A 23,306-nucleotide genomic window follows, 5' to 3' on the forward strand; every position below is an offset into this window, starting at 1 on the left:
GACTCTTACATCCGCTGGTATAACGAAAAGCGCATCAAGATATCCCTTGGCTCACTCAGTCCTCTCGAATACCGGGAGAGCCTCGGATTTACGGCATAACCCAGTCCAAGATTTACGCCGCACCCCCAATCTTCCGTTTGAAATCTCCCCAGTTTGAACGGTAAAAGCCGGTGCCGGGATGTTCCCGCACCGGCTTTCCACTTGCTCCAAGATGTCGCGGTGATGGAAATCAGCGACGGGAGAGCAAGTGGTCAAGTTGAAGGAGTGGATGATGATTCTGGAGTTGCATCGACAAGGCTTGTCAGTGTCGGCGATCGCCGAACGCACGGGCCGTGACCGCAAGACGGTACGACGATACATCCGAGGAGAACTGGCAGCACCGAAGTACAAGCCTCGCCAGCCCAGACCAACCACCATTGCGCCATTTGAAGCGTATTTGCGTCAGCGTGTCACTGATTGGCCAGATTTGAGCAGTGCCCGCTTACTCCGGGAAGTCCGTGAACAGGGCTATGAGGGCGGTAAGACCGTGCTCTATGACTTCGTGCGGAACGTGCGCCCGTCCCCGGCGCCGGTGTTCGAAGTCCGGTTCGAAACCCCTGCAGGGCACCAAGCACAGGTCGACTTCGCCGAGTTCAAGGTCAACTTCGGCAACCGCGGGCTAGTGCGCAAGGTATGGTTGTTTGCCATGGTACTGGGACACAGCCGCTATCTATGGGCCCAATTCGTCTTGCATCAAGACCTGCCAACCGTCCTGCGTTGCCATATGGAGGCCTTTGCTCACTTTGGAGGCGTACCACGGGAGATCCTCTACGACCGCATGAAGACCGCCGTATTGGGTGAAGACGATTCTGACAAAGGCATCGTCTATAACGCCAAGCTGCTTGCTTGCGGTGCGCATTACGGCTTTATGCCGCGTGCCTGCCAGGCCTACCGAGCCAAGACCAAAGGCAAAGTTGAACGCCCGTATCGATATATCCGTGCCGACTTCTATCTGGCACGCAGCTTCGAGGATATCGATGATATGAATCGGCAGCTTCGGCAATGGCTCGACACGGTGGCGAACATACGCTGTCATGGCACGACCGGCCGCATCGTCGGCGAGCACTTCCGGGAAGAGCAACCGCACTTGCAACCTCTGCCGGCGGGACGCTTCGATGCCGTACTGCGGATGGAGCGACGTGTCAGTCACGAAGGCTGCGTCAGCGTTGGCGGCAATTACTACAGTGTGCCGGACGGCACCAGGAAGCGGGTTCTGGACGTGGAAACCACGGCTGATACGATTCGCATCTTTGAAGACGGAACACTGATTGCTACCCATGCTCGTTTGGAGGGCCGGCGTGCGCGTTCCGTGTTGGCCGGTCATCGGTTACTTCAGCGCATCATGCAGCCGGAAGTCGCGCCGGACATTGTGCTTGCACCTGGTCACGCGGTAGCCCAGCGGCCATTGGCAGTCTATGACTTCATTGGCCGCAGAATGGGAGGCCAGCTATGAGCTACTCTCCCGTAGCAGAACGTATCCGCCGCCATCTGATTGGTTTGAGAATGCCACGCGCATTGGAAGCCTTGCAGACGGTTCAGTCACAGATTGAGCAAGGCCAGTTGACTGCGCTCGAAGCCATCGAGGTATTGCTGGGTGAGGAATACAGTACGCGTGAAAGCCGCAGGATAAAGATGGCATTGCAAACGGCAAGGCTGTCAGTGACCAAGACCTTGGCTGGCTATGACTTCAGCTTCCAGCCGTCACTCGAGCGCGGCCGAGTCATGGCTCTTGCCGAGCTGGGATTCGTTGAGCGGCGCCAGTGTGTGCACTTCCTGGGCCCGCCGGGCACGGGCAAGTCACACCTTGCCGTCGCATTGGGTGTGGAAGCGGTTAAAGCCGGCAAGAGCGTGTTCTTCGCCACGCTGGCTGAACTGGTCGACTCCATGCGCAAGGCCGAGCGAGAAGGCAAGCTGCGCGAGCGGGTGAAGTTCCTGTCGCGCTACAGTTTGCTCATCGTCGATGAAATTGGATACCTTCCGCTGGGCTCTAATGGCGGCAATCTGTTCTTCCAACTGGTCAACGCATGCTATGAGCGCTGCGCAATGATCCTGACTAGTAACCGCGGCTTTAGCGAATGGGGCGACATCTTCGGTGATCCTGTCGTGGCAACAGCCTTACTGGACCGTCTTTTACACCACGCTATAGTGGTGCCGATTGAAGGCAATTCCTACCGCTTGCGCGAGCATGCCGCGCTGATCCCGGAGCACCTGCGTAACCGTCCTCCTCTCAATGAAACAGGTAATACGGCTCAGGTAAAGCGTCGTCCTGGACGTCCGAAAAAGGAGGAAATGACGTCAATACCGGGCTGACCGCCCACCACAAAGGGTGGGGAAATTTACTCCGGAAAAAATGGGGAGGTTCCGCCGGCATTGACACCGCCTGATCAATCACCGTCTATCCACAACATTTGACGATACCTCCCGAGGCGCTCGAACGGATCGCTGCACTCTACGTCATCGAACGGGAAGTGCGTGGCCAGCCGCCGGACATCCGACGTATGGCAAGGCAGTCGCGTGCCGGGCCGCTGCTCGAATCGATGCAGCGATGGCTGCAAAGCATATTGGCGAAGTTCTCCGCGAAAGCGGACACCGCCAAGGCGATTCGCTACATGCTCGAGCGCTGGCAGGCATTGACACGCTACGTCGACGACGGCCGCATGGAGATCGACAACAATATTGCCGAGCAGGCGCTGCGCGGGGTGGCCGTCGGAAGAAAAAATTGGCTGCACTGTGGATCGGACGCCGGTGGCGAACGCGCTGCGGCGATGTACAGCCTCATTGGTTCGGCCAAAATGAGTGGTCTGGACCCGTTGCTCTACCTGCGGCACGTGCTCACGCACATCGCCGACCACCCAATTAACCGGATCGACGACCTGCTGCCCTGGAACGTCTCCGTCGCGCTCGCACCCGCTCAACCCGCCTGACCTGGCCGGCAACACCACCGCACGCCGTACCACTTCACGTCGACACATTCAATACGTGATCGACCGAGGGCTTACGAAGCCAAAGTAGTTCCCATCAAATAAGGACGAAGCCGCGGCGCAGACAGCTCTATTGCCGGTCTCGATCATGCAGGAGCCAGCAGGACGGACCCCGGCAGAATCGCTGCCACCCGCTTGCAGTCCGGCGCCGGATGCCGGCATCGAGATTGCCTTCCACGATTGCACGGTGCGCATTGGCAGTTCAGCCGACATGAAGATGCTGCGCGCTGTCCTGGCACTGCTGCGTCAATGATCGGTTTACGTCTTGGCGAAGACGTGTCCGAACAACTCGAATACGTCCCCGCGCGTTTCAAGGTCATCCGTCATGTCCGGCCGAAGTATGCGTTCTCGTGCTTGCCTTTGGACCACCTGTCCATCTCCGTGGACCGGCAGGACTACTACACAAACTGGACCCGGCGAGAGGAAAAGCGCAATGTCCCGCTGCATTCGGCTGTCTCGGCCGATAACCGCACCGGCTACGTCTTTGGAGCACACCTGAACTTCGCCCCCAACTTCGACCCGGAAGAGGTCGAAGCGGATGTCCGGTTGGACGATGACGACCTGCTGCCGTAGGAATACCGGCGTAATGCCCGGTTCTGGCTCAAAAGCGACTACGCCGCTTCCATAGCGGCTGCCGCTGCGAGGAAGCGATACAAGGGGAAAAAAAACGGTGCTCGATGCGGCAGCGGCTCGGTACGCCACGGCAGCCGGCCGGGAGGACATCGAGGTATCTGACGAATTTAACAGAGAGATGCAGTTGCCGGGCGCCTCAGGCTCCTGTTGGCAAGGAGTAGACATTGATTCATTAAAAAAGGGATATGCCTATATCTTTTCCTCTAGCCACAAGATTGCCTGCGCCATGTCATTATAGAAGACTCGGTACGCTCCTTCGCCGAATTGCCCAAAAGCGATTCGAGCCAGATAAGCGATACGAGTATTGGGAACCAAGATGGCTCTTTGCAGCGGAATGAGGCCGAGCTGTTCCCACGCTTCCGCGTCCATTTTCTGTTGCAGCAAGGCCATATCGACGGTCGGTTCTTCCATCTCCAGTGCGTCATATAACACCTTGACATGATGCGTATCCTTCGCAAGCTCGAAAACGCGCTTCTGAACTTCCTTCAGCATTTCCACATCGCATCGGCCACGAAGGCGTGCCACAACAATTTCGCCTACCGGCTCTACCCAAAGCTGCTCATTCATCTTCAAAGTCACCAACGTTATAACTGGACTCGATATTTTATCAGAAGCGTCCGGTATCGCGCCCCTGCGTCCTTGTTCGCTATTTGACCATTGAGGCAAGAAAGCCCCCAAAACCTATCGGGTTTGGGGGCTTCTCAATCAAAATGCGCAAGGCTTCACCGACACCTTTTTAGAACGGGTAGCTCGAGCGCGGGGGTTTTGTCGCATAGGGGCAGCTTACGCGCCAAACTTTTTCCTTGCAGAAGCGTTCTGTTTCTGCACACGATCCACCTCTTGCCGGATGCCTTTAACGGCGCCGACCAGCGGAGCCAGGAAAAGCCGTACGTCCTGCTTTACGGTTTCCCGCATGTAATTCCCAAGGCTAGTACCCATTATTGTGTCCTTTGTCTTGGTCATCGTCGTCCGAGCCTTCAAATGTCCTTGTATCTGCTTGACAATGTAGAACAGCACCGCTCCTACGTCAACGGTCAGCAGGACAAATTCCAGTCCAGTGAGCAGATACGTAGAGCTAATGTCAAATTTGGTGTATGCCGATTCTGAAGCATAGGGTAATCAGGCGGCGAGTTTTTGCTGTTCCGATTGATTGTCCTGTACCGGCAATCCATCCTTGAATGGCACGCCAACCAGCAGCGCGCCGATCTTGTCGGCGCCACGAATCTTGCGCCAGCTCTGTTCCGCTTCTTCCATCAAAATCGGGGCAAGGTCAGCCAGAGAAAAGCTCGACGAACAACTGACGTAGCCACATATTGCCCGGATCCCGGTTGTACTTGGCATGCCAAAACATGTTGATGGCGATATCGGGCAGCTTGGCCGGGTGCGGGGATGTCGTTAGACCAAAAGGCACTTCGCAGCGAACGGCAAAACGTTGCGGCACGGTCGCGATGAGGTCGGTGCTGCGCAGAATGGGGCCGACCGCAATGAAATCCGGCACCAACAGCCGAATATGCCTTTTGATGCCTGCGCGTTCAAGCAGGCCATCGACCTCACCGTGTCCGGTGTTGAGTGCGACCACGCTGACATGCTCCAGTTCACTGAACTGTTTCAGGCTCATGGGGGATTTGGCGCTTGGATGGTCCTTGCGGAACATGCATACGTAGCGGTGGCGAAAGAGGCGCCGCTGGAAGAATCCGCTCTGTAGCTCTGGCAGAAGGCCCACGGCAAGATCGGCCGCGCCCGACTCCATATTCTGCTTCAGACTGCCAGCATTCGGGCGCAGCGTGCTGATCTGGATATGAGGAGATCGTTGCGCAAGCGCTTCCAACAATGGAGGTATGAAGTACATCTCGCCGATGTCGGTCATTGCTAACTTGAAGGTGCGCGTGCTGGTAAGCGGGTCGAACGAGTCGCGGGTGGTCAGCGCCGTCTGCAGCGTGTTGAGCGCATATACCACCGGCTCCGCAAGATGCAGTGCATACGGTGTCGGCTCCATGCCTTCTGAGGTGCGCAAGAACAAATCGTCGTTCAGCGCTGCACGCAGCCGTTTAAGTGAATTACTGACGGCCGGCTGAGTCACCTTCAGTTTTTCGGCGGCCGTCGATACGCTCCGGTCGAGCAGTAGCTGGTTGAAGACCACCAGCAGATTCAAGTCAATGTCGCGCAGATCCATGATGCCTCACACTATTATTCATACTGGTGATTTTACACATCAGACTTGATCTATTGCGATATGCCGCTCGGTGAACGAGAATCGCAGTCATTCGGAGACAACTGAAAAAAGAGCTTGCATGGAACTGGTACTGGGAGTAGAACCCATCAATTTGCGTTTGAATGCTGAGATCGGAAGCACCCTGCTTGACGTGCTCAGGTCCAACGAGGTCCCCATCTCTTATAGCTGCATGTCGGGCCGCTGCGGCACTTGCCGCTGCCGTGTGGTTGCCGGCAAAGTTCGCGATAACGGCCCCGACACCAGGCAATTGCATGCAGGAAAGGGGGACTATGTCCTGGCCTGTCAGGCGGTTCTAGTCGAAGACTGCACGATCGAGATTTATGAATCTGACGAGATCGTAGTTCACCCGGCACGCATAATCAAGGGCACGGTCACAGCGATAGACAAAGCCACCCATGACATCCGGCGCCTGCGCATCAAACTGGCCAAGCCGCTTGAGTTCAGCCCAGGCCAGTACGTAACGGTGCAGTTCACGCCCGAATGCGTCCGCCCCTATTCGATGGCTGGTCTGCCCGACGATGCTGAAATGGAGTTTCAGATTCGCGCGGTTCCGGGCGGGCATGTCAGCAACTACGTTTTTAATGAACTGTCCGTAGGCGCTTCGGTGCGGATCAGCGGCCCCCTCGGAACGGCCTATCTGCGGCGCACGCACACGGGCCCGATGCTTTGTGTGGGGGGGGGGACAGGGCTGGCGCCCGTCCTTTCGATCGTTCGAGGCGCACTGGAAAGCGGGATGACCAACCCCATCCATCTGTACTTCGGTGTGCGGAGCGAGCAGGACATCTATGACGAGGAACGCCTTCACGAATTGGCTGCAAGGTTTCCGAATCTCAAGGTGAATGTCGTTGTTGCGACAGGCCCTGCCGGCCCCGGTCGTCGATCCGGACTGGTCACCGATGTGATCTGCCGTGACTTGCCCAACTTGGCGGGATGGCGCGCCTACCTGTGTGGCGCTCCGGCCATGGTAGAGGCCCTAAACCTGCTCGTTGCTCGCCTAGGCATAGCACCCGGGCATATCCATGCCGATGCGTTCTATCCTTGCGGTGTCTGAGCGAAGGCGCCATGCGAGCCCAATTCCAAGGAAACCATGCCATGAATGAACCCCAACCCGTTTTTCCCCAAGATCCGGAGTGGCCGGGCGACGGCAGCAGCCGCGTTCCCTTCTGGGTCTACACCCGCGAAGACCTGTACAAGCGCGAATTGGAGCGCCTGTTCTATGCAAACCACTGGTGCTATGTAGGCCTGGAAGCCGAGATTCCGAATCCGGGCGACTTCAAGCGAACGGTGATCGGTGAACGCTCGGTCATCATGGTGCGTGATCCGGACGGCGGCATCAACGTGGTGGAGAACGTTTGCGCCCACCGTGGCATGCGCTTTTGCCGCGAGCGCCACGGCAACGCCAAGGACTTCTTCTGCCCCTACCACCAGTGGAACTACAGCCTCAAGGGTGACCTGCAGGGCGTGCCCTTCCGCCGTGGCGTCAAGCAGGACGGCAAGGTCAACGGAGGCATGCCCAAGGACTTCAAACTCGAAGAACACGGCCTGACCAAGCTCAAGGTGGCCGCCCGAGGCGGTGCAGTGTTTGCCTCTTTCGACCACGATGTCGAGCCTTTCGAGGACTTCCTGGGCCCAACCATCCTGCACTACTTCGACCGCGTCTTCAACGGCCGCAAGCTCAAGATCCTGGGCTACCGCCGCCAGCGCATCCCGGGCAACTGGAAGCTGATGCAGGAGAACATCAAGGACCCCTATCACCCGGGCCTGCTGCACACCTGGTTCTCGACCTTCGGGCTCTGGCGCGCCGACAACAAGTCGGAACTGAAGATGGACGCCAAGTTCCGCCACGCCGCGATGATCTCCACGCGCGGTCAGGGCGGCAAGAACGAGGAGGTCGTGTGCGGCGTGGACAGCTTCAAGGAACAGATGAAGGTGAACGACCCGCGTCTGCTGGATATCGTGCCCGAGCCCTGGTGGGGCGGCCCGACCGCCGTGATGACCACGATCTTCCCCAGTGTGATCATCCAGCAGCAGGTCAACAGCGTATCGACGCGCCACATCCAGCCCAACGGCCACGGCTCCTTCGACTTCGTCTGGACTCACTTCGGCTTCGAGGACGACAACGAGGAGTGGACCCAGCGCCGCCTGATCCAGGCCAACCTGTTCGGCCCAGCAGGCTTCGTCTCGGCCGACGACGGCGAGGTGATCGAGTGGTCGCAGGAAGGCTTCGAGCAGAACCCGTCGCACCGCTCCGTGATCGAGATGGGCGGCCACGAGATCGGCGACACCGACCACATGGTCACCGAAACGCTGATCCGCGGCATGTACGACTACTGGCGCAAAGTGATGGGGGAGTGAACATGATCGACTTCAAGACGTACTTCGAACTGCTGAACCTGTACAGCGACTACGCCATGGTCTGCGACTCCGCCGATTGGGAGAAGTGGCCTGATTTTTTCATTGAGACCGGCACCTACCGCCTGCAACCGCGCGAAAACTTCGAGCAGGACTTGCCGCTGTGTCTGCTGGCGCTGGAGAGCAAGGCCATGATCCGTGACCGAGTGTACGGTGTCAAGGAAACGATGTACCACGATCCCTACTACCAGCGCCACATCGTAAGCACGCCGCGCGTGCTGTCGGTGGAGCGTGACGCGGATGGCGAGCGCATCACCGCCGAAGCCAGCTATGCCGTGATTCGCACCAAGTACGACGGCGATTCCACGGTTTTCAACGCCGGCTATTACCGAGACGTGATCGTGCGAACACCCGAGGGCCTCAAGCTGAAGTCGCGCCTGTGCGTGTACGACAGCGAAATGATTCCCAATTCCATCATATACCCTATCTGAGAACGAATCCAATGAGCGAGAACTGGATCGACGCCGCCGCCCGCGACGAGGTGCCCGAGGGCGACGTGATCGGCATCAATATCGTCGGCAAGGAGATTGCCCTCTACGAGGTGGCGGGCGAGATCTACGCCACCGACAACACCTGCACTCACGGTGCCGCCCGCATGAGCGATGGCTTTCTCGAAGGCCGGGAAATTGAATGTCCTTTGCATCAAGGCCGATTCGATGTTTGCACGGGTAAAGCCTTGTGCACACCCCTGACACAAGACATCAAAACCTACCCCGTAAAAATCGAAAACATGCGCGTGATGCTCAAGCTGGACTAAAACTCTTTGCAGGAGGAAAGCCAAATCCGGAAATAACCCGCCCAACCCAACCACTACCCGTTTTCAAACAAGAGGAGACAAGCAATTATGAGTTACCAAAACTTAGTGAGTGAAGCAGGGCTGACACAAAAGCACTTGATTCATGGCGACAAAGAACTTTTCCAGCACGAGATGAAGACAATCTTCGCGCGGAACTGGCTTTTTCTGACCCATGACAGTCTGATCCCCTCCCCCGGCGACTATGTCACTGCCAAAATGGGCGTCGATGAAGTCATCGTCTCCCGCCAGAACGATGGCTCGGTGCGAGCCTTTTTGAATGTTTGCCGTCACCGGGGCAAGACACTAGTTCACGCTGAAGCCGGAAATGCGAAAGGCTTTGTGTGCAGTTACCACGGCTGGGGCTTTGGCTCCAACGGCGAACTGCAAAGCGTTCCCTTTGAAAAAGAGTTGTACGGCGATACGATCAAAAAGAAATGCCTGGGCTTGAAAGAAGTCCCCCGCATCGAAAGCTTTCATGGTTTTGTCTACGGCTGTTTTGATGCAGAAGCTCCCCCGCTCATCGATTATCTGGGTGATGCAGCCTGGTACCTGGAACCCATCTTCAAGCACTCTGGTGGCCTGGAACTTGTAGGCCCCCCCGGCAAAGTGGTGATTAAGGCCAACTGGAAGGCTCCTGCGGAAAACTTTGTAGGTGACGCCTACCACGTTGGTTGGACGCACGCATCGTCTTTGCGCTCAGGGCAGTCGATATTTACTCCTCTTGCGGGCAACGCGATGCTTCCACCCGAAGGCGCGGGCTTGCAAATGACCAGCAAGTATGGCAGTGGAATGGGCGTATTGTGGGACGCCTACTCCGGTGTCCACAGCGCTGATCTGGTTCCCGAAATGATGGCATTCGGCGGCGCAAAACAGGAAAAGCTCGCCAAAGAAATCGGCGATGTCCGGGCGCGGATTTACCGCAGCCATCTGAACTGCACGGTTTTTCCGAACAACAGCATTTTGACCTGCTCCGGTGTCTTCAAGGTATGGAACCCTATCGATGAAAACACGACCGAGGTTTGGACGTATGCCATCGTGGAAAAAGACATGCCTGAGGACTTAAAGCGTCGCTTGGCTGACGCGGTTCAGCGCACTTTCGGACCAGCAGGATTCTGGGAAAGCGACGACAACGACAACATGGAGACGGAGTCGCAAAATGCCAAGAAATACCAATCCAGCAACAGTGATCTGATTGCCAATTTGGGTTTCGGCAAGGACGTCTACGGCGACGAATGCTATCCGGGCGTCGTTAGCAAATCGGCAATCGGCGAAACCAGCTATCGCGGATTCTACCGTGCCTACCAGGCTCACATCAGCAGCTCCAATTGGGCCGAGTTCGAAAACACCTCCCGAAATTGGCACACCGAACTCACCAAGACGACTGATCGCTAATCCAGGAGCCAATCATGATGATCAATACCCAAGAGGACAAACTGGTCTCCGCGCACGACGCCGAAGAATTTCATCGTTTCTTCGTCGGGCACGACAGCGATCTGCAGCAAGAAATCACCACGCTCCTGACCCGAGAAGCACATCTGTTGGACATTCAGGCCTACAACGCCTGGCTTGATCACTGCGTTGCCCCCGAGATCAAATACCAAGTGATCTCGCGAGAACTTCGCTCCACTTCCGAGCGTCGATACCAACTGAATGATGCGGTGAACATCTACAACGAGAACTATCAACAGCTGAAAGTTCGAGTTGAGCATCAGATGGACCCGCAGAACTGGGCTAATAGCCCGAAGATCCGTTTCACCCGCTTCGTCACCAATGTCACAGCGGCCAAGGACAAGATCGTACCGGATCTGCTGCATGTGCGCTCCAACCTCATTCTCCACCGCGCCAGACGAGGAAACCAGGTTGACGTCTTCTATGCAACGCGGGAAGACAAATGGAAACGCATCGAAGGTGGTGGCATCCAACTACTGGAACGTCTTGTGGACTACCCGGAGCGCATTCTCCAGACCCACAATCTGATGACCTTCCTGTGAACCCTAGGGATGCCTGCCTTGATGGCGGTCATCCTTGATTGTTTTAAACAGAAATTTATTGCCATGAACATACAGCAAGTTATTGCCATTACTGGCGCCGGTTCAGGCATCGGACTGGAACTGGTTCGATCCTTCAAAGCAGCTGGCTATTGCGTGTCCGCACTTGTTCGCAATGAGGAACAAGAGGCGGGCCTTCGCAGTGAATTCAAAGATGCCATTGAGATCGTAGCGGGCGATGTTCGTGATCACGCCACCAATGAAAAGCTGGTCAACAAGGCGGTCGCCAGGTTCGGACACCTCGACTGCTTCATCGGAAATGCCGGGATATGGGATTACATGCTGGGCGTCGACGAGCCATGGGAGAAATTCTCAGGCAGTTTCGAGGAGATATTTGATATCAACGTCAAAAGCTATTTCAGCGGCATCAGCGCGGCCTTGCCGGAACTCAAAAAAACGAACGGATCGGTCGTAGTGACGGCTTCCGTTTCTTCCTATGCGGTCGGCGGCGGCGGCTCTTGCTACATTGCCAGCAAGCATGCAGTGCTGGGTATGGTCAAGGCGTTGGCCTACGAATTGGCCCCGCACATCCGGGTCAATGGCGTTGCGCCAGGTGGTACGGTCACTTCTTTGGCTGGGCCGGCGAGCGCCGGTTTCGACAAAACCAAAATGAAAGACATGCCCGGCATCGATGACATGATCAAGGGCCTGACCCCCCTGGGGTTCGCAGCAAGTCCCGAGGACGTGGTGGCACCGTATCTTTTGCTGGCCTCCCGGGAACAAGGGAAGTTCATCACTGGCACCGTAATCGGCATTGATGGCGGCATGGTACTCGGCCGCAAGTGAATTTGCAACCACGCCAAATTCATCAACCCCATTCCTAGGAGACAACCCATGAAGACGAAATTGTTTATCAACAACGCCTGGATTGCTTCGAGCGACAAAAAGTCATTCGATCGCAAGCACCCTGTCAGTGGTGAGGTTGTGACCCAATGCGCGAACGCCACGGTGGACGATGCGGTCAATGCGGCTCGAGCCGCTCAAGAGGCGTTCAAATCTTGGAAGGCCGTTGGGCCTTCGGAGCGGCGGCGCCTTCTTTTAAAGGTGGCAGACGTCATGGAGAGCAAGACGCCCGAGTTCATCGAAGTGATGGCCACGGAAGTCGGGGCCTCCGCGCTGTGGGCGGGGTTCAACGTGCACCTGTCGGCCAATGTATTCCGGGAAGCCGCCTCACTGGCCACCCAAATTCAAGGCGAAACCGTTCCGACGGACAAGCCTGACACCTTGTCGATGACGCTGCGTCAACCGGTCGGCCCCATCTTGAGCATCGTTCCCTGGAACGGCACCGCCGTGCTCGCGGCGCGGGCTATCGCTTATCCGCTGGTCTGCGGCAATACCGTTGTGTTCAAAGGCTCCGAGTTCAGCCCCGGCACGCACGCTTTGATCACCAAGTGCCTACAGGAGGCCGGCCTGCCTGCTGGCGTGCTCAGTTATCTGAACTCCTCCCCGGACCGGTCGCCCGATATCGCCGATGCGCTGATTTCGTCCAAAGAGATTCGTCGCATCAACTTCACTGGCTCCACTCGCGTGGGGCGCATCATCGCCCAGAAAGCGGCCCAGCATCTCAAGCGTTGCTTGCTGGAGTTGGGCGGCAAGTCCCCGCTGATCGTTCTCGACGACGCGGACATCGATGCGGCGGTCAAGGCCGCGGTGTTCGGCAGCTTCCTATTCCAAGGCCAGATCTGCATGTCCACCGAACGCTTGGTGGTCGACGAGAAGATCGCGGACGAATTTGTCGCGAAATTCGCCGCGAAAACCAAGCAGTTGAGCGCAGGCGATCCATGTGTCACCGGGGACTGCATCATCGGCCCGATGGTGTCGCCCAACTCGGGGGACCGGATCAATGCTCTGTTCAAAGATGCCATCAACAAGGGTGCCAAGGTCGTGTGCGGCGGCATGGCCGAGGGTGCAGTCATGCCCGCCACGATCCTGGACCACGTGACAGCCGACATGCAGATCTACGATGAGGAAACCTTTGGTCCCATCACTGTGGTTGTTCGTTGCAAGGGCGAAGCCGATGCCATCCGTATTGCCAACGACAGTGCCTATGGTCTGTCATCGGGCGTGTTTGGCCGGGACGTGAACCGGGCCCTGCGCGTGGGCATGGCGATCGAATATGGCTCGGTCCATATCAACGGGTCCACCGTACAGAACGAGGCGCAGGCGCCCTATGGCGGCACAAAGGCCACCGGTTATGGCCGCTTCGACGGACGCGCGGTGATCGACGAGTTCACGGAACTCAAGTGGCTGACCATTGAACCATTCGAGCAGCAGTATCCCTTCTAAGCTGAAGCAACAAAGGAGTTAAACCATGAACAAGCCAGCAACTGTCATTGAATTGGGGTACATGGGCATTTCGGTCAAGGATCCCGCAGCGTGGAAATCCTTTGCCGCGAACATGCTGGGACTTCAAGTCCTCGATGAGGGTGACAAGGATCGCTTCTATCTGCGAATGGACAATTGGCACCACCGGATCGTGGTTCATCACAACGGTCAAGATGACCTTGAATACTTAGGCTGGCGTGTCTCCGGTCAACCGGAATTCGAGGCATTGGGTCAAAAGCTCGTGGAAGCAGGCTACAAAGTCCGCGTGTGCGACAAAGCCGAAGCACAAGAACGGATGGTACTGGGCCTAATGAAGACAGAAGATCCGGGGGGCAACCCGACCGAGATTTTCTGGGGACCTCGGATTGACCTGAGCAATCCCTTCCACCCCGGTCGTCCCTTGCACGGAAAATTTCTAACCGGCGATCAGGGCCTAGGCCACTGCATCGTGCGTCAGAATGATGTTGAAGCGGCGCGTAAGTTCTATAGCTTGCTGGGATTTCGTGGAGATGTCGAGTACCGCCTTCCTTTGCCCAACGGCATGACGGCTGAGTTGACGTTCATGCATTGCAATGCTCGCGATCATTCCATCGCTTTCGGTTCAATGCCTGCGGCCAAGCGCCTCAATCATCTGATGATTGAATACACTCATATCGAAGATTTGGGTTACACACACCAGCTTTTCACGAAGGAAAAGATTGACATTGCCTTGCAATTGGGCATCCATTCCAACGATAAGGCGCTGACGTTCTACGGGGCAACACCTTCCGGCTGGCTGATCGAACCTGGGTGGCGAGGCGGCCCCGCCATTGCTGAATCGGAATATTACGTCGGCGACATTTTCGGTCACGCCATCGAGGCCACCGGTTATGGATTGGACGTCAAACTGAGCTAGCCATGCAAAAGATGCGAAATCGATCGCATCTGTTTTTCCCATTCAGTTCCATATAAAAAAAAGGAGACAATGATGATCAAAGAAGCCATTTCCCTCGCAGGACTTGGGATGCTGATGCTCAGCACCGCATATGCTGAGGATTCCCGTTGGTCATATCGCATCGGCGCCACCAACGTAGCCTTCGATGCGAGCGCCAAAGTTTCGATTGACGGAACAAGGGTTCCGGGTGGAAGCGCTGACGCTAGTGACAACAACGCTTTGACATTTGACTTCGGCTACATCATTAACGATAACTGGAACGCGCGATTAATTTTTGGCATTCCACCCACCACAAAAGTGACAGGCGCAGGCACGCTGCCTCCGATTTTGCTCGGTCGTGTTCAATATGCTCCTGCGGTTTTGTCGGCGACCTACAACCTGCCGCAGATGGGATTGATTCGCCCGTACGCGGGGGCGGGGATCAACTACACCCGAATTCTGAAAAGCAAAGATGCCAATCTGACCTCATTCGATGCAGATCATGCGTGGGCACCTGTGCTCCACATCGGTGCAGAAGCGAACATCAACCGCGACTGGTTCGTCAGCTTTGATATCCGTAAACTTTATCTGAAAACAGATGCATCGGGGTTTCTTGGGCCTCAAGTTGCTACAGCCCGCGTAACGTTGAATCCGCTGCTAACCTCGATTGCGATTGGCCGGAGATTCTGAGCGGTCCACATTGATTCCCAAATTCTGTTTTCATCACCATTTTCAAGGGAAATTTTAATGACAAGAAAGACGAACAAAGCGGTGCGCCTGACTGCCGCGGATATTCAAGGCGCATGGGTCATCATGCCGACCCCGTCCACGCCGGATGCCTCGGACTGGCGCAGCAAGCACACGGTCGATCTCGACGAGACGGCCCGGATTGTCGATGAGTTGATTGCGGCCGGCGTCAATGGCATTCTGAGCCACGGCACCTTTGGCGAATGCGCGACGCTGACGTGGGAGGAGAAGCGGGATTTTGTTTCAACGGTCGTGGAAACCGCGCGCGGTCGAGTGCCCTACTTCTGCGGCACAACGGCCTTGAATACCCGTGAAGTCATACGCCAGACCCGCGAATTGATCGACATTGGCGCCCAAGGAACAATGCTCGGCGTGCCGATGTGGGTGAAGATGGATCTGCCTACTGCCGTGCAATTTTATCGCGATGTGGCGGAAGCAGTGCCAGATGCAGCCATCGCTGTCTACGCCAACCCGGAGGCTTTCAAATTTGATTTTCCTCGCCCGTTTTGGGCCGAAATGTCCAAAATCCCGCAGGTTGTCACAGCCAAGTACTTGGGCATCGGGATGCTGGACTTGGATCTGAAATTGGCCCCAAGTATTCGCTTCCTTCCGCATGAGGATGATTACTACGCAGCGGCCCGGATCAATCCGGAGCGCATGACTGCTTTCTGGTCCAGTGGCTCCATGTGCGGTCCAGCGACCGCCCTCATGCTGCGTGATGAGGTGGCCAAGGCCAAAAAGACCGGTGACTGGACCAAGGCCAAGACCATTTCAGACGACATGCGCGCAGCCGACGCGACACTATTTCCACGCAGTGATTTCGCGGAATTCTCCAAATACAACATTGGTCTCGAAAAAGCACGAATGGACGAGGCCGGCTGGCTCAAGGCGGGGCCGTGCCGGCCACCCTATACGCTAGTTCCCGATGAATACCTTGCAGGCGCCCGAAAATCAGGCAAGGCCTGGGCCGCACTGCATACCAAGTATGCCAAGGAATTAAGAAAAGCCAAAACGGAAGCCGGCTCAACAAAGAATTAAGGCTAGACCTTGAGTCAGACATCTCCGATCAGCACAGCCTGCGGGTCTGGAGGTCTTCTGGGTTAGTGCAGTCGGCGATTTAAAAAATATGCAAATACAGAGTGGGAGTGCCACAAGCGCAGGGTGCACCGATCGCGCTGAAGCGCTCCTACACTTTTTCTGCCCGTTCTTTGTTGGAGGCGCTCGATCGTGATGATCGATTTTTATTTTGATTTTTTGAGTCCTTTTTCGTATCTGGCCAACCATCGTTTGTCGGTGCTCGCCGGGCGTTATGGTTTCTCCATCCAGTATCACGCCATTGATTTGGCGCGAGCAAAGATGGCCATTGGCAACATCGGCCCATCCAATCGGGACCTGAAGACCAAACTTGACTATTTAAAGATTGATTTGCAGCGATGGGCCGATCTTTACGGAATTCCGCTGGTTTTTCCCCCTAACTACAACAGTTGCCGGATGAACGCCGGACTGTATTACCCAGCCGCCAGAGAGCGAGCCGATGAATATGTTCGCCTTGTTTTCGATTCGGCTTGGGGCAAAGGGTGGGCCCTGGATGCTGATAGCTTGCTGGCTCAGGTATGCGACAAGCTGAACTGGGATCGCGCTGAATTTGAAGATTTTTTGAGCAGCGGAAATGCCACCAAGGCATACGACGAAGAGACACAGGCTGCCATTGACCGAAAGGTTTTTGGGGTTCCCACCGTATTTTGGGATGATCAAATGTGGTGGGGCAATGACCGCCTTTTCATGCTTGAGAGCAGGCTGCAAAAGGAAACGCAACCATAAAATATCCGTGCATCGATCTTTCTGATTTTTCAACCACACCTTGATTTTAAGAATTCTCATGAAGCTTTATTACAGTCCCGGCGCATGCTCATTGTCGCCTCACATCATCCTTCGTGAAGGTGGATTTGACTTTCAGCTAGAAAAGGTTGATCTCGGCACCAAGGTGACTGAGACTGGTGTTGATTACAAGACCGTCAATCCCGTGGGCAGTGTCCCCGCTTTGCAAATGGACGATGGGCAGGTGCTCACCGAAGGGCCGGCCATCGTTCAATACCTCGCTGACCGTGTGCCAGATAAATGCCTAGCACCGACAGCAGGCTCGCTGGAGCGTTACCGACTGATGGAATGGCTGAATTTCATCTCCACCGAATTGCATAAAAGCTTCGGAGCACTGTTCAGCCCGGTATTTCCACAGGATGCCAAGCCAGTCATCAAGGCCCAATTGGAAAGTCGGCTTGAGCATGCCGAGCGGATGCTCAGTGACAAGGTTTGGGCCATGGGCGAGGATTTTTCCGTGGTAGACGCCTACCTGTTTACTGTGCTTGGTTGGGGGGCTTACGTGAATGTGGACCTTTCGCCTTGGCCCGGTCTGCAAGACTACCTCCAACGCGTGGCTGAACGTCCAGCAGTCCGGGCCACGTTGGCGGCTGAAGGTTTGATCTGATTTTTTAGAGAAATAAATAAAGCATGGCTCGCCTCCATGAGCGGCCAGCCATGCCGCGGGGCCGCCTTGGACAGCGGCCTCGATCAAATTTCAATGCACACAGCTTACGAGCCCTTTTTTCCGACTGCGGTCGGATCCAGAAATTGCCGATGCTTGCTATGGTCTGATCGAGGCGTGAGGGCTATCGGCTTCCCCTATTTACATGCTTGATGAAAAGGAGCGTATCACCATGAGTCACGAACTTGGCCGCCTGGAAGACCTGCCACAGGACTACCGCGACGAACTCAAGAAGCTCAATCTGGTGCCGCTGTGGCCCAGCCTGCGCGCGGTGCTGCCGCCCAAGGTGCCCGCCCGCCAGACGAAGCCCACCTACTGGTCCTACCAGACCTTGAAGCCCCTGCTGCTCAAGGCGGGCGAGCTGACTCCCATCGAAAAGGCCGAGCGCCGCGTGCTGGTGCTGGCCAACCCCGGTCATGGCCTGGAGAAGATGCAGGCCAGCGCCGCCATGTACCTGGGCATGCAGCTGCTGCTGCCCGGCGAGTGGGCACCCAGCCACCGTCACACTCCCAACGCCGTGCGCATGATCGTTGAGGGCGAGGGCGCCTACACCACCGTGGACGGCGAGAAGTGCCCCATGAGCCGCGGTGACCTCATCCTCACGCCCACCGGCCTGTGGCACGAGCACGGCCACGACGGCAACGAGCCCGTGGTGTGGCTGGACGTGCTGGACCTGCCGCTGGTGTACTACATGGAGGCCAGCTACCACATCAACGGCGAACGCCAGCAGGTCAACCCCAGCCGGGGCGACCGCGCCTGGACCCGCGCGGGCGTGGTGCCCACCACCGTGTTCCAGCGCAGCGACAAGCGTTACCCCATGCTGCGCTACCCCTGGGCCGACACCCGCGCCGCGCTGCTGTCGCTGGCGGCCGACCAGCCTGAGCAGGAATGCGTGCAGGTCACCTACGTCAACCCCGAAACGGGTGACGACGCCGAGAACATCCTGGGCTTCGACGCCCTGATGCTCAAACCCGGCCAGACCCTGCGCCTGCCCGTGCGTTCGCCCGCCGTGGTGTTCCACCAGATCGAAGGCCGCAGCGAGGCGCGCATCGCCGAGTCCACCTTCGCCCTGAGCGAAGCCGACACCTGCTGCGCCCCCGGCTACACCGAGGTGACGCTGAAGAACCTCTCGGCCGACCAGCCGTCCTTCATCTTCATGGCCGACGAGTCACCCCTGCACCGAAAGCTCGGCGTTTTTGAAAACCGCGGCTGAGCCGCCGCGAAGCACCACACAACAGGAAAGCAAGTGAGCAACTACCTCTGGAATCCGCCTCCCGTCCAGTCCCTGCCCGTGCGCGGCAAGACCGAGCGTTTCCCCATCAACCGCATCTTCTGCGTGGGCCGCAACTACCACGCCCACGCAGTGGAGATGGGCCGCCCGGTAGACAAGAGCGTGGAGCAGGCCTTCTACTTCACCAAGTCGCCCCAGACGCTGGTGGAAAGCGGCGCCACCGTGCCCTACGCGCCGCGTACCAACAACTACCACTACGAGATGGAACTGGTACTGGCCATCGGCAAGCCGGGCTTCCGTGTGAGCGAGGCCAATGCCCATGAACTGGTCTACGGCTACGCCGCTGGCCTGGACATGACGCGCCGTGACCTGCAACTGGTGGCGCGCGACAAGGGCCGCCCCTGGGACACCGGCAAGGACATCGAGCAGGGCTCGGTGTGCTCCGAGATCGTGCCCATGGAGGGCGTGGTGGTGGACAAGGGCGCCATTGCGCTGGAAGTCAACGGCCAGACCAGGCAGTCGTCCGGCGTAGACAAGCTGATCTGGAACATCCGCGAGATCATCGCCGACCTTTCCACCTACTACCACCTGCAGCCGGGCGACATCATCTACACCGGCACGCCCGAAGGCGTGGGCGCCGTGGTGCCGGGTGACAAGATCACAGGCCGCGTGGAAGGCATTGCCGAGATCGTGCTGAACGTCGGCCCGGCCGAGTGAACGTGTCCATGAAGCTGTACAACTTTTGGCGCAGCGGGACGTCGCATCGGCTGCGCATCGCGCTCAACCTCAAGGGTGTGCCCTACGAGTATCTGGCCGTGCACCTGGGCAAGGAAGAGCACCTAAAGGACGCCTTCAAGGCGCTGAACCCGCAGCAGCTGGTGCCCGCGCTGGACACGGGCTCTCAGGTGCTGATCCAGTCGCCAGCCATCATCGAATGGCTGGAGGAGCAGTACCCCACGCCTGCGTTGCTGCCCGCCGACGTGGACGGCCGCGCCCGCGTTCGCACCCTGGCAGCCCTGGTGGGGTGCGACATCCACCCCATCAACAACCGCCGCATCTTGGAATATCTGCGCAAGACGTTTGGCGCCAACGAAGACGCCATCAACGCCTGGTGCGGCACCTGGATCACCGCAGGCTTTGACGCCTACGAGGCAATGCTGGGGGCGGACGTCAAACGCGGCCGCTTCAGCTTTGGTGACACGCCCACCCTAGCCGACTGCTACTTGGTGCCCCAGGTGGAAAGCGCGCGCCGCTTCAAGGTGGACCTGGCGCCGTACCCCCTGATCCGCGGGGTGGACGCCGCCTGCGGCGAGCTGGACGCGTTCCGGCGCGCCTCGCCAACGGCTCAACCAGATTCGGCATGATGAAAGAGATGCGTCGCCTTCGTCCTCATAGAGAGTCGGCGGCCCTCCCCAGTGTCAGGATAGTTGGTAGATTGCCGAAAGGGGGTGTGAATCGCCCCCAGTATCCTAGACACTAGCGAGCCGCTCGAAATACTGCTTCTCGTAGTCTACCGGTGAGAGCCGGTTGTTGTAACCATGACGGCGCCTCGGGTTGTAGAACATCTCTATGTAGTCGAACACGTCCTGCCTTGCTTCTTCCCTTGTGCTGTAGACACGGCGTCGTATCCGTTCCCGTTTCAGCAGCTGGAAAAAACTCTCCGCCACCGCGTTGTCGTGGCAATTCCCACGCCGGCTCATGCTGGCCTGCAGGTTATGAGCCTTCAGGAAGTCCTGCCAGTCATAACTGCTGAACTGGCTACCTTGGATGCCCTTCTAAAGGTCAAGCCACGATTTTGGTTTGGTTTATCTCACGATTTTTCTTGCGGATCACATAGAAGACTTCACGGGCAATATAACGCTTGAGACAGCGGATGGCTTCGAGCTTGGAGTGTCCCTGACTGACCCGTTTGGCAACGTAAGCCTTGGTTCGCGGGTCGGTCCTCAATCTCCCAATGGCGATGATATGCAATGCGCAGTTTGCGGCTCGGTCGCCACCACGGTTCAAACGGTGACGGGCAACTTTGCCTGAGGAAGCGGGCACGGGGCTGACGCCGCATAGCGCAGCGAAACTGGCTTCTGACTGAAGACGTACGGTGTTGTCGCCAACCGTCAATAAGAGTTGAGACGCGGATTCGTATCCGATCGAATTGCGCGCGATCAGGTCAGGAGCAAGGTATGCGATCAATAAACACGCCCCTCCATATCCTGGGGTGACGCTTGAGGGTCACCGGAGATCCGTTGGCATGTTCCAGGGCAGGAGCGCGTCGTAGTCGTCGACGTTATTGGCCTGCGGTAGTTTTTGGAACAGCCAGGCAAAGTAGCGATAGGGATCGATGCGGTGGGCCTTGCAGGTCTCCACCAGCGAGTACAAGTTCGCGCTGGCGTGTGCGCCGCCAACGGTGTCACTAAAGAGCCAGCCGCGGCGGCCGACGACGAAGGGCCGGATCGCGTTCTCGCAAGCATTGTTCGAGATCGGCCACTGGCCGTTGTCGACGTAGCGGATCAACTTGGGCCACTGCCCGTTCAGATAGTACAAGGCCTTGCCCAGCAGACTGCCCGGCAACACCGTATCGCGGTGCGCAACCAGCAGCTGTTCAATACGCCCAAGTACCCGTTTGCTGTAGCGCTGGCGCAGACGCCATCGCCGCTTCGCCTCCCATTCTGCGCTACGCGCTTCGGCTGCATACAGTTTGGCAATCAGCTGCACGAAGCGGGTCGCCAGCTGCTCACCCGAACGGGCCGCCTTGGGCAGCGCATCTTCGGCCTTAATGAAGCCTCTTCTGGCATGGCTCCAGCAACCCAGGTGCATGAGCTGGTGATCGTGTGCGATGCCGTCATACAGCGCGTAGCCATCGGACATGAGTGCCGTGCCGGGCTTGATGCCGGCAAACAGGTTGGGGGCATGCTGTGCGCCGCGCCCCGGCGTGTAGGTGAACAGCCGGATCGGCACACCGGCACCGCCGTTCATCTGTGCCCACAAGTAGCTCTTGGTCTGTGCTCGCCGGCCCGGTTCCTTGAGCACTTGGAAGGTAGTCTCGTCACAGTAGAGCAGCTCGCTCTCCAGCAAGGCATCGCGCATGAGGTTGATGACAGGTTGCACAGCCAGGCCCACGCGCACCATGCCAGCGGCCACCGTGTTTGACGAGATGTCGCCGCCGAAGCGGCGCAGCAGCACCGCCTGGCGATACAGCGGCATGCCGAACTGGTACTTGCCGGTGGCGATCCAGGCCAGTGCCGATTCGGTGAACAGTCCGCGCGGGATGATGCGCGCCGGCACCGGCGCCACCTTGATGCCCAGATCGCAGCAAGGGCACGCATACTTGACCCGCTGGTGCTGAACCACACGCACTTGTTCCGGGATGACATCGATCTGTTCGCTGGTCTCCACGCCGATCTCTATCAAGGCGTGGCCGTCGTTAGCACAGAAGCGCTCCGATTCCGGCAGCTCGTGTCGCACAACGTCACGCGGCAGGTTAGCGTCGAGCGGCTTGCGTCCGCGCTTGTTGCGCTCATGCGCCGCCACCTTGGTGGTGGGCGTGTCTTCCTGTGCGGGCTGTGTAGCGGAGCCGGCCAATGCTTCGGCCTCGTTGAACAGGCCCAGCTGATCAGCAGACCGTGCTTCGCTCTTGGCGCCGAACAGTTCGCGCCGATAGGCTCGCAGCCGCTCCTCGGCCAGGTCGCGCTCGGCGCTCACAAAGCGCAGCTTGTTGAGCAAGGCATCGTGCTCGCCCTGCTGGGCGCCATGCGCTTCGCGCAGCGCCAGCAGCGCAGCAAGTTCATCAGCATCGATGGTCACTGTGGTCGGCATACCACTTAGACTAGCAGATTGCCAACCTGTTCAGCTTACCCGCGCATAATGCCGTTTCGGGTGACGTGCGAGCGCGGCGATGTTGATCCCATCGAGCAGCCAATGCAGCAGCTCCACTGTCAGTGCCAGGACTTCGGTCTGACTGTCGGGCCAGATGAAACGGTCGTTGGCCTCGAGACGCTTCATCAGCAACCAGAAGCCGTTGCCGTCCCAACCCAGGATCTTGATGCGGTCGCGCCGGCGATTGCTGAACACGTATAAGGCCTGAGCCATCGGGTTCTTCCCCATGGCTTGCTCGACCAGGATCGCCAAGCCGTTGATCCCGATACGCAAGTCGACCGGATCGCGATGCACATAGGCCGTCAGTTCTGCGTCGAACCGGAACACGGTAGTCTCCCGAGCAGGTGCACGACGCCCGATACGGTCTCCAGGCTGGCATGGTGCAGATCGAAATGCACGCCATTGGGCAGGTGTCAGTAGGAACGCAATAATCCCCAAAATAGGAATCGAATTTTCCCCACCCATTTTGAGAAGGGGACTCAAAAATGGAAAGCAAGGCATTGCCAGATGACGTTAAGGTGCCCGTGTCGAACCAG

Annotated in this window: 24 protein-coding genes and 5 pseudogenes; 21 read left to right on the forward strand and 8 right to left on the reverse strand. The window is 57.7% G+C overall.

The genetic code is table 11. From position 1 onward, the window contains the following. The 5 genes and pseudogenes from IGW03_RS33295 to IGW03_RS33315 all read left to right on the forward strand — a co-directional run. Positions 1 to 99: IS3 family transposase (locus tag IGW03_RS33295; protein ID WP_194722984.1), on the forward strand; the 99-nt coding region annotated here is incomplete at its 5' end. A gap of 148 nt (positions 100 to 247) precedes the next feature. Continuing rightward, complete coding sequence (gene istA, locus IGW03_RS33300) at positions 248 to 1,492, forward strand: IS21 family transposase (protein WP_323745055.1); 1,245 nt, start codon at positions 248 to 250, stop codon at positions 1,490 to 1,492. After that, positions 1,489 to 2,349: an IS21-like element helper ATPase IstB gene (istB, locus tag IGW03_RS33305; RefSeq protein ID WP_194726735.1), complete on the forward strand. Its 861-nt coding sequence runs from the start codon at positions 1,489 to 1,491 to the stop codon at positions 2,347 to 2,349. Before istA ends, istB begins: the two co-directional genes overlap by 4 nt. 104 nt (positions 2,350 to 2,453) lie before the next feature. Next, positions 2,454 to 2,963, forward strand: a pseudogene (locus tag IGW03_RS33310) (IS66 family transposase); the annotation flags it as partial. Between the two features lie 318 nt (positions 2,964 to 3,281). Continuing rightward, a pseudogene (locus tag IGW03_RS33315) lies at positions 3,282 to 3,374 on the forward strand (IS66 family transposase zinc-finger binding domain-containing protein); the annotation flags it as partial. Positions 3,375 to 3,842: 468 nt separating this feature from the next. Here IGW03_RS33315 and IGW03_RS33320 read toward each other — a convergent pair. From IGW03_RS33320 to nagR, 4 genes and pseudogenes are all read right to left on the reverse strand, one after another. Continuing rightward, positions 3,843 to 4,220, reverse strand: coding sequence for a hypothetical protein (locus IGW03_RS33320; RefSeq protein ID WP_194726737.1), 378 nt, complete (start codon positions 4,218 to 4,220; stop codon positions 3,843 to 3,845). A 216-nt stretch (positions 4,221 to 4,436) separates the two neighbouring features. Next, on the reverse strand, positions 4,437 to 4,592 hold the full coding sequence (locus IGW03_RS33325; RefSeq protein WP_194726738.1) for a hypothetical protein: 156 nt from the start codon (positions 4,590 to 4,592) through the stop codon (positions 4,437 to 4,439). A gap of 180 nt (positions 4,593 to 4,772) precedes the next feature. Then, positions 4,773 to 4,922: pseudogene (locus tag IGW03_RS38475) on the reverse strand (IS256 family transposase); the annotation flags it as partial. 1 nt (position 4,923) lies between these two features. Then, entirely contained in the window at positions 4,924 to 5,826 is a 903-nt protein-coding gene (nagR, locus tag IGW03_RS33330; RefSeq protein WP_194726739.1) for a naphthalene degradation transcriptional regulator NagR, read from the reverse strand. Positions 5,827 to 5,944: 118 nt separating this feature from the next. Between nagR and nagAa the strand changes: the two genes are divergently transcribed. From nagAa to maiA, 16 genes are all read left to right on the forward strand, one after another. Then, entirely contained in the window at positions 5,945 to 6,937 is a 993-nt protein-coding gene (nagAa, locus tag IGW03_RS33335; protein WP_194726740.1) for a naphthalene 1,2-dioxygenase/salicylate 5-hydroxylase systems ferredoxin--NAD(P)(+) reductase NagAa, read from the forward strand. Between the two features lie 41 nt (positions 6,938 to 6,978). Continuing rightward, on the forward strand, positions 6,979 to 8,241 hold the full coding sequence (gene nagG / locus IGW03_RS33340; protein ID WP_194726741.1) for a salicylate 5-hydroxylase large oxygenase NagG: 1,263 nt from the start codon (positions 6,979 to 6,981) through the stop codon (positions 8,239 to 8,241). Between the two features lie 2 nt (positions 8,242 to 8,243). After that, the gene (gene nagH / locus IGW03_RS33345) at positions 8,244 to 8,729 is read left to right on the forward strand and encodes a dalicylate 5-hydroxylase small oxygenase NagH (RefSeq protein WP_194726742.1); all 486 of its coding nucleotides are present in this window, start codon (positions 8,244 to 8,246) and stop codon (positions 8,727 to 8,729) included. An 11-nt stretch (positions 8,730 to 8,740) separates the two neighbouring features. Then, entirely contained in the window at positions 8,741 to 9,055 is a 315-nt protein-coding gene (gene nagAb, locus IGW03_RS33350) for a naphthalene 1,2-dioxygenase/salicylate 5-hydroxylase systems ferredoxin NagAb (RefSeq protein WP_034303853.1), read from the forward strand. Positions 9,056 to 9,142: 87 nt separating this feature from the next. Then, positions 9,143 to 10,486, forward strand: coding sequence for a naphthalene 1,2-dioxygenase system large oxygenase NagAc (nagAc, locus tag IGW03_RS33355; protein ID WP_194726743.1), 1,344 nt, complete (start codon positions 9,143 to 9,145; stop codon positions 10,484 to 10,486). Positions 10,487 to 10,500: 14 nt separating this feature from the next. Further along, the gene (nagAd, locus tag IGW03_RS33360; RefSeq protein WP_194726744.1) at positions 10,501 to 11,085 is read left to right on the forward strand and encodes a naphthalene 1,2-dioxygenase system small oxygenase NagAd; all 585 of its coding nucleotides are present in this window, start codon (positions 10,501 to 10,503) and stop codon (positions 11,083 to 11,085) included. 63 nt (positions 11,086 to 11,148) lie between these two features. Further along, positions 11,149 to 11,928: a 1,2-dihydroxy-1,2-dihydronaphthalene dehydrogenase NagB gene (nagB, locus tag IGW03_RS33365; RefSeq protein ID WP_194726756.1), complete on the forward strand. Its 780-nt coding sequence runs from the start codon at positions 11,149 to 11,151 to the stop codon at positions 11,926 to 11,928. A gap of 48 nt (positions 11,929 to 11,976) precedes the next feature. Continuing rightward, positions 11,977 to 13,428: an aldehyde dehydrogenase gene (locus tag IGW03_RS33370; RefSeq protein WP_194726745.1), complete on the forward strand. Its 1,452-nt coding sequence runs from the start codon at positions 11,977 to 11,979 to the stop codon at positions 13,426 to 13,428. Positions 13,429 to 13,453: 25 nt separating this feature from the next. Beyond that, positions 13,454 to 14,362 carry a 1,2-dihydroxynaphthalene dioxygenase gene (gene nahC / locus IGW03_RS33375; protein WP_194726746.1) on the forward strand — a complete coding sequence of 303 codons (909 nt, stop codon included), beginning with the start codon at positions 13,454 to 13,456 and terminating at the stop codon, positions 14,360 to 14,362. A 69-nt stretch (positions 14,363 to 14,431) separates the two neighbouring features. Continuing rightward, complete coding sequence (locus tag IGW03_RS33380; RefSeq protein WP_228536249.1) at positions 14,432 to 15,070, forward strand: OmpW/AlkL family protein; 639 nt, start codon at positions 14,432 to 14,434, stop codon at positions 15,068 to 15,070. Positions 15,071 to 15,127: 57 nt separating this feature from the next. Next, positions 15,128 to 16,165 carry a dihydrodipicolinate synthase family protein gene (locus IGW03_RS33385; RefSeq protein ID WP_194726747.1) on the forward strand — a complete coding sequence of 346 codons (1,038 nt, stop codon included), beginning with the start codon at positions 15,128 to 15,130 and terminating at the stop codon, positions 16,163 to 16,165. 192 nt (positions 16,166 to 16,357) lie between these two features. Further along, complete coding sequence (locus IGW03_RS33390; RefSeq protein ID WP_228536253.1) at positions 16,358 to 16,948, forward strand: 2-hydroxychromene-2-carboxylate isomerase; 591 nt, start codon at positions 16,358 to 16,360, stop codon at positions 16,946 to 16,948. 58 nt (positions 16,949 to 17,006) lie between these two features. After that, the gene (gstA, locus tag IGW03_RS33395) at positions 17,007 to 17,612 is read left to right on the forward strand and encodes a glutathione transferase GstA (protein WP_194726749.1); all 606 of its coding nucleotides are present in this window, start codon (positions 17,007 to 17,009) and stop codon (positions 17,610 to 17,612) included. Positions 17,613 to 17,841: 229 nt separating this feature from the next. Then, a complete protein-coding gene (locus tag IGW03_RS33400; RefSeq protein WP_228536250.1) occupies positions 17,842 to 18,882 on the forward strand; it encodes a cupin domain-containing protein in 1,041 nt (346 codons plus the stop codon). Positions 18,883 to 18,915: 33 nt separating this feature from the next. Continuing rightward, on the forward strand, positions 18,916 to 19,617 hold the full coding sequence (locus IGW03_RS33405) for a fumarylacetoacetate hydrolase family protein (RefSeq protein WP_194726751.1): 702 nt from the start codon (positions 18,916 to 18,918) through the stop codon (positions 19,615 to 19,617). 8 nt (positions 19,618 to 19,625) lie between these two features. Continuing rightward, entirely contained in the window at positions 19,626 to 20,264 is a 639-nt protein-coding gene (gene maiA / locus IGW03_RS33410) for a maleylacetoacetate isomerase (RefSeq protein ID WP_194726752.1), read from the forward strand. A gap of 105 nt (positions 20,265 to 20,369) precedes the next feature. Here maiA and IGW03_RS33415 read toward each other — a convergent pair. The 4 genes and pseudogenes from IGW03_RS33415 to tnpB all read right to left on the reverse strand — a co-directional run. Then, positions 20,370 to 20,666, reverse strand: a pseudogene (locus IGW03_RS33415) (IS3 family transposase); the annotation flags it as partial. A 16-nt stretch (positions 20,667 to 20,682) separates the two neighbouring features. Then, a pseudogene (locus IGW03_RS33420) lies at positions 20,683 to 21,087 on the reverse strand (transposase); the annotation flags it as partial. Positions 21,088 to 21,126: 39 nt separating this feature from the next. Continuing rightward, positions 21,127 to 22,710 (reverse strand): IS66 family transposase, encoded by a 1,584-nt coding sequence (gene tnpC, locus IGW03_RS33425; protein WP_194726753.1) that lies wholly within the window; start codon positions 22,708 to 22,710, stop codon positions 21,127 to 21,129. Between the two features lie 30 nt (positions 22,711 to 22,740). Continuing rightward, positions 22,741 to 23,097, reverse strand: a complete 357-nt coding sequence (tnpB, locus tag IGW03_RS33430; RefSeq protein WP_194726754.1) for an IS66 family insertion sequence element accessory protein TnpB — start codon at positions 23,095 to 23,097, stop codon at positions 22,741 to 22,743. Between the last annotated feature and the right edge of the window lie 209 nt (positions 23,098 to 23,306).

The organism is Noviherbaspirillum malthae, from assembly GCF_015352985.1.
In the GTDB taxonomy this organism is placed as follows: Bacteria; Pseudomonadota; Gammaproteobacteria; order Burkholderiales; family Burkholderiaceae_D; genus Noviherbaspirillum; species Noviherbaspirillum malthae.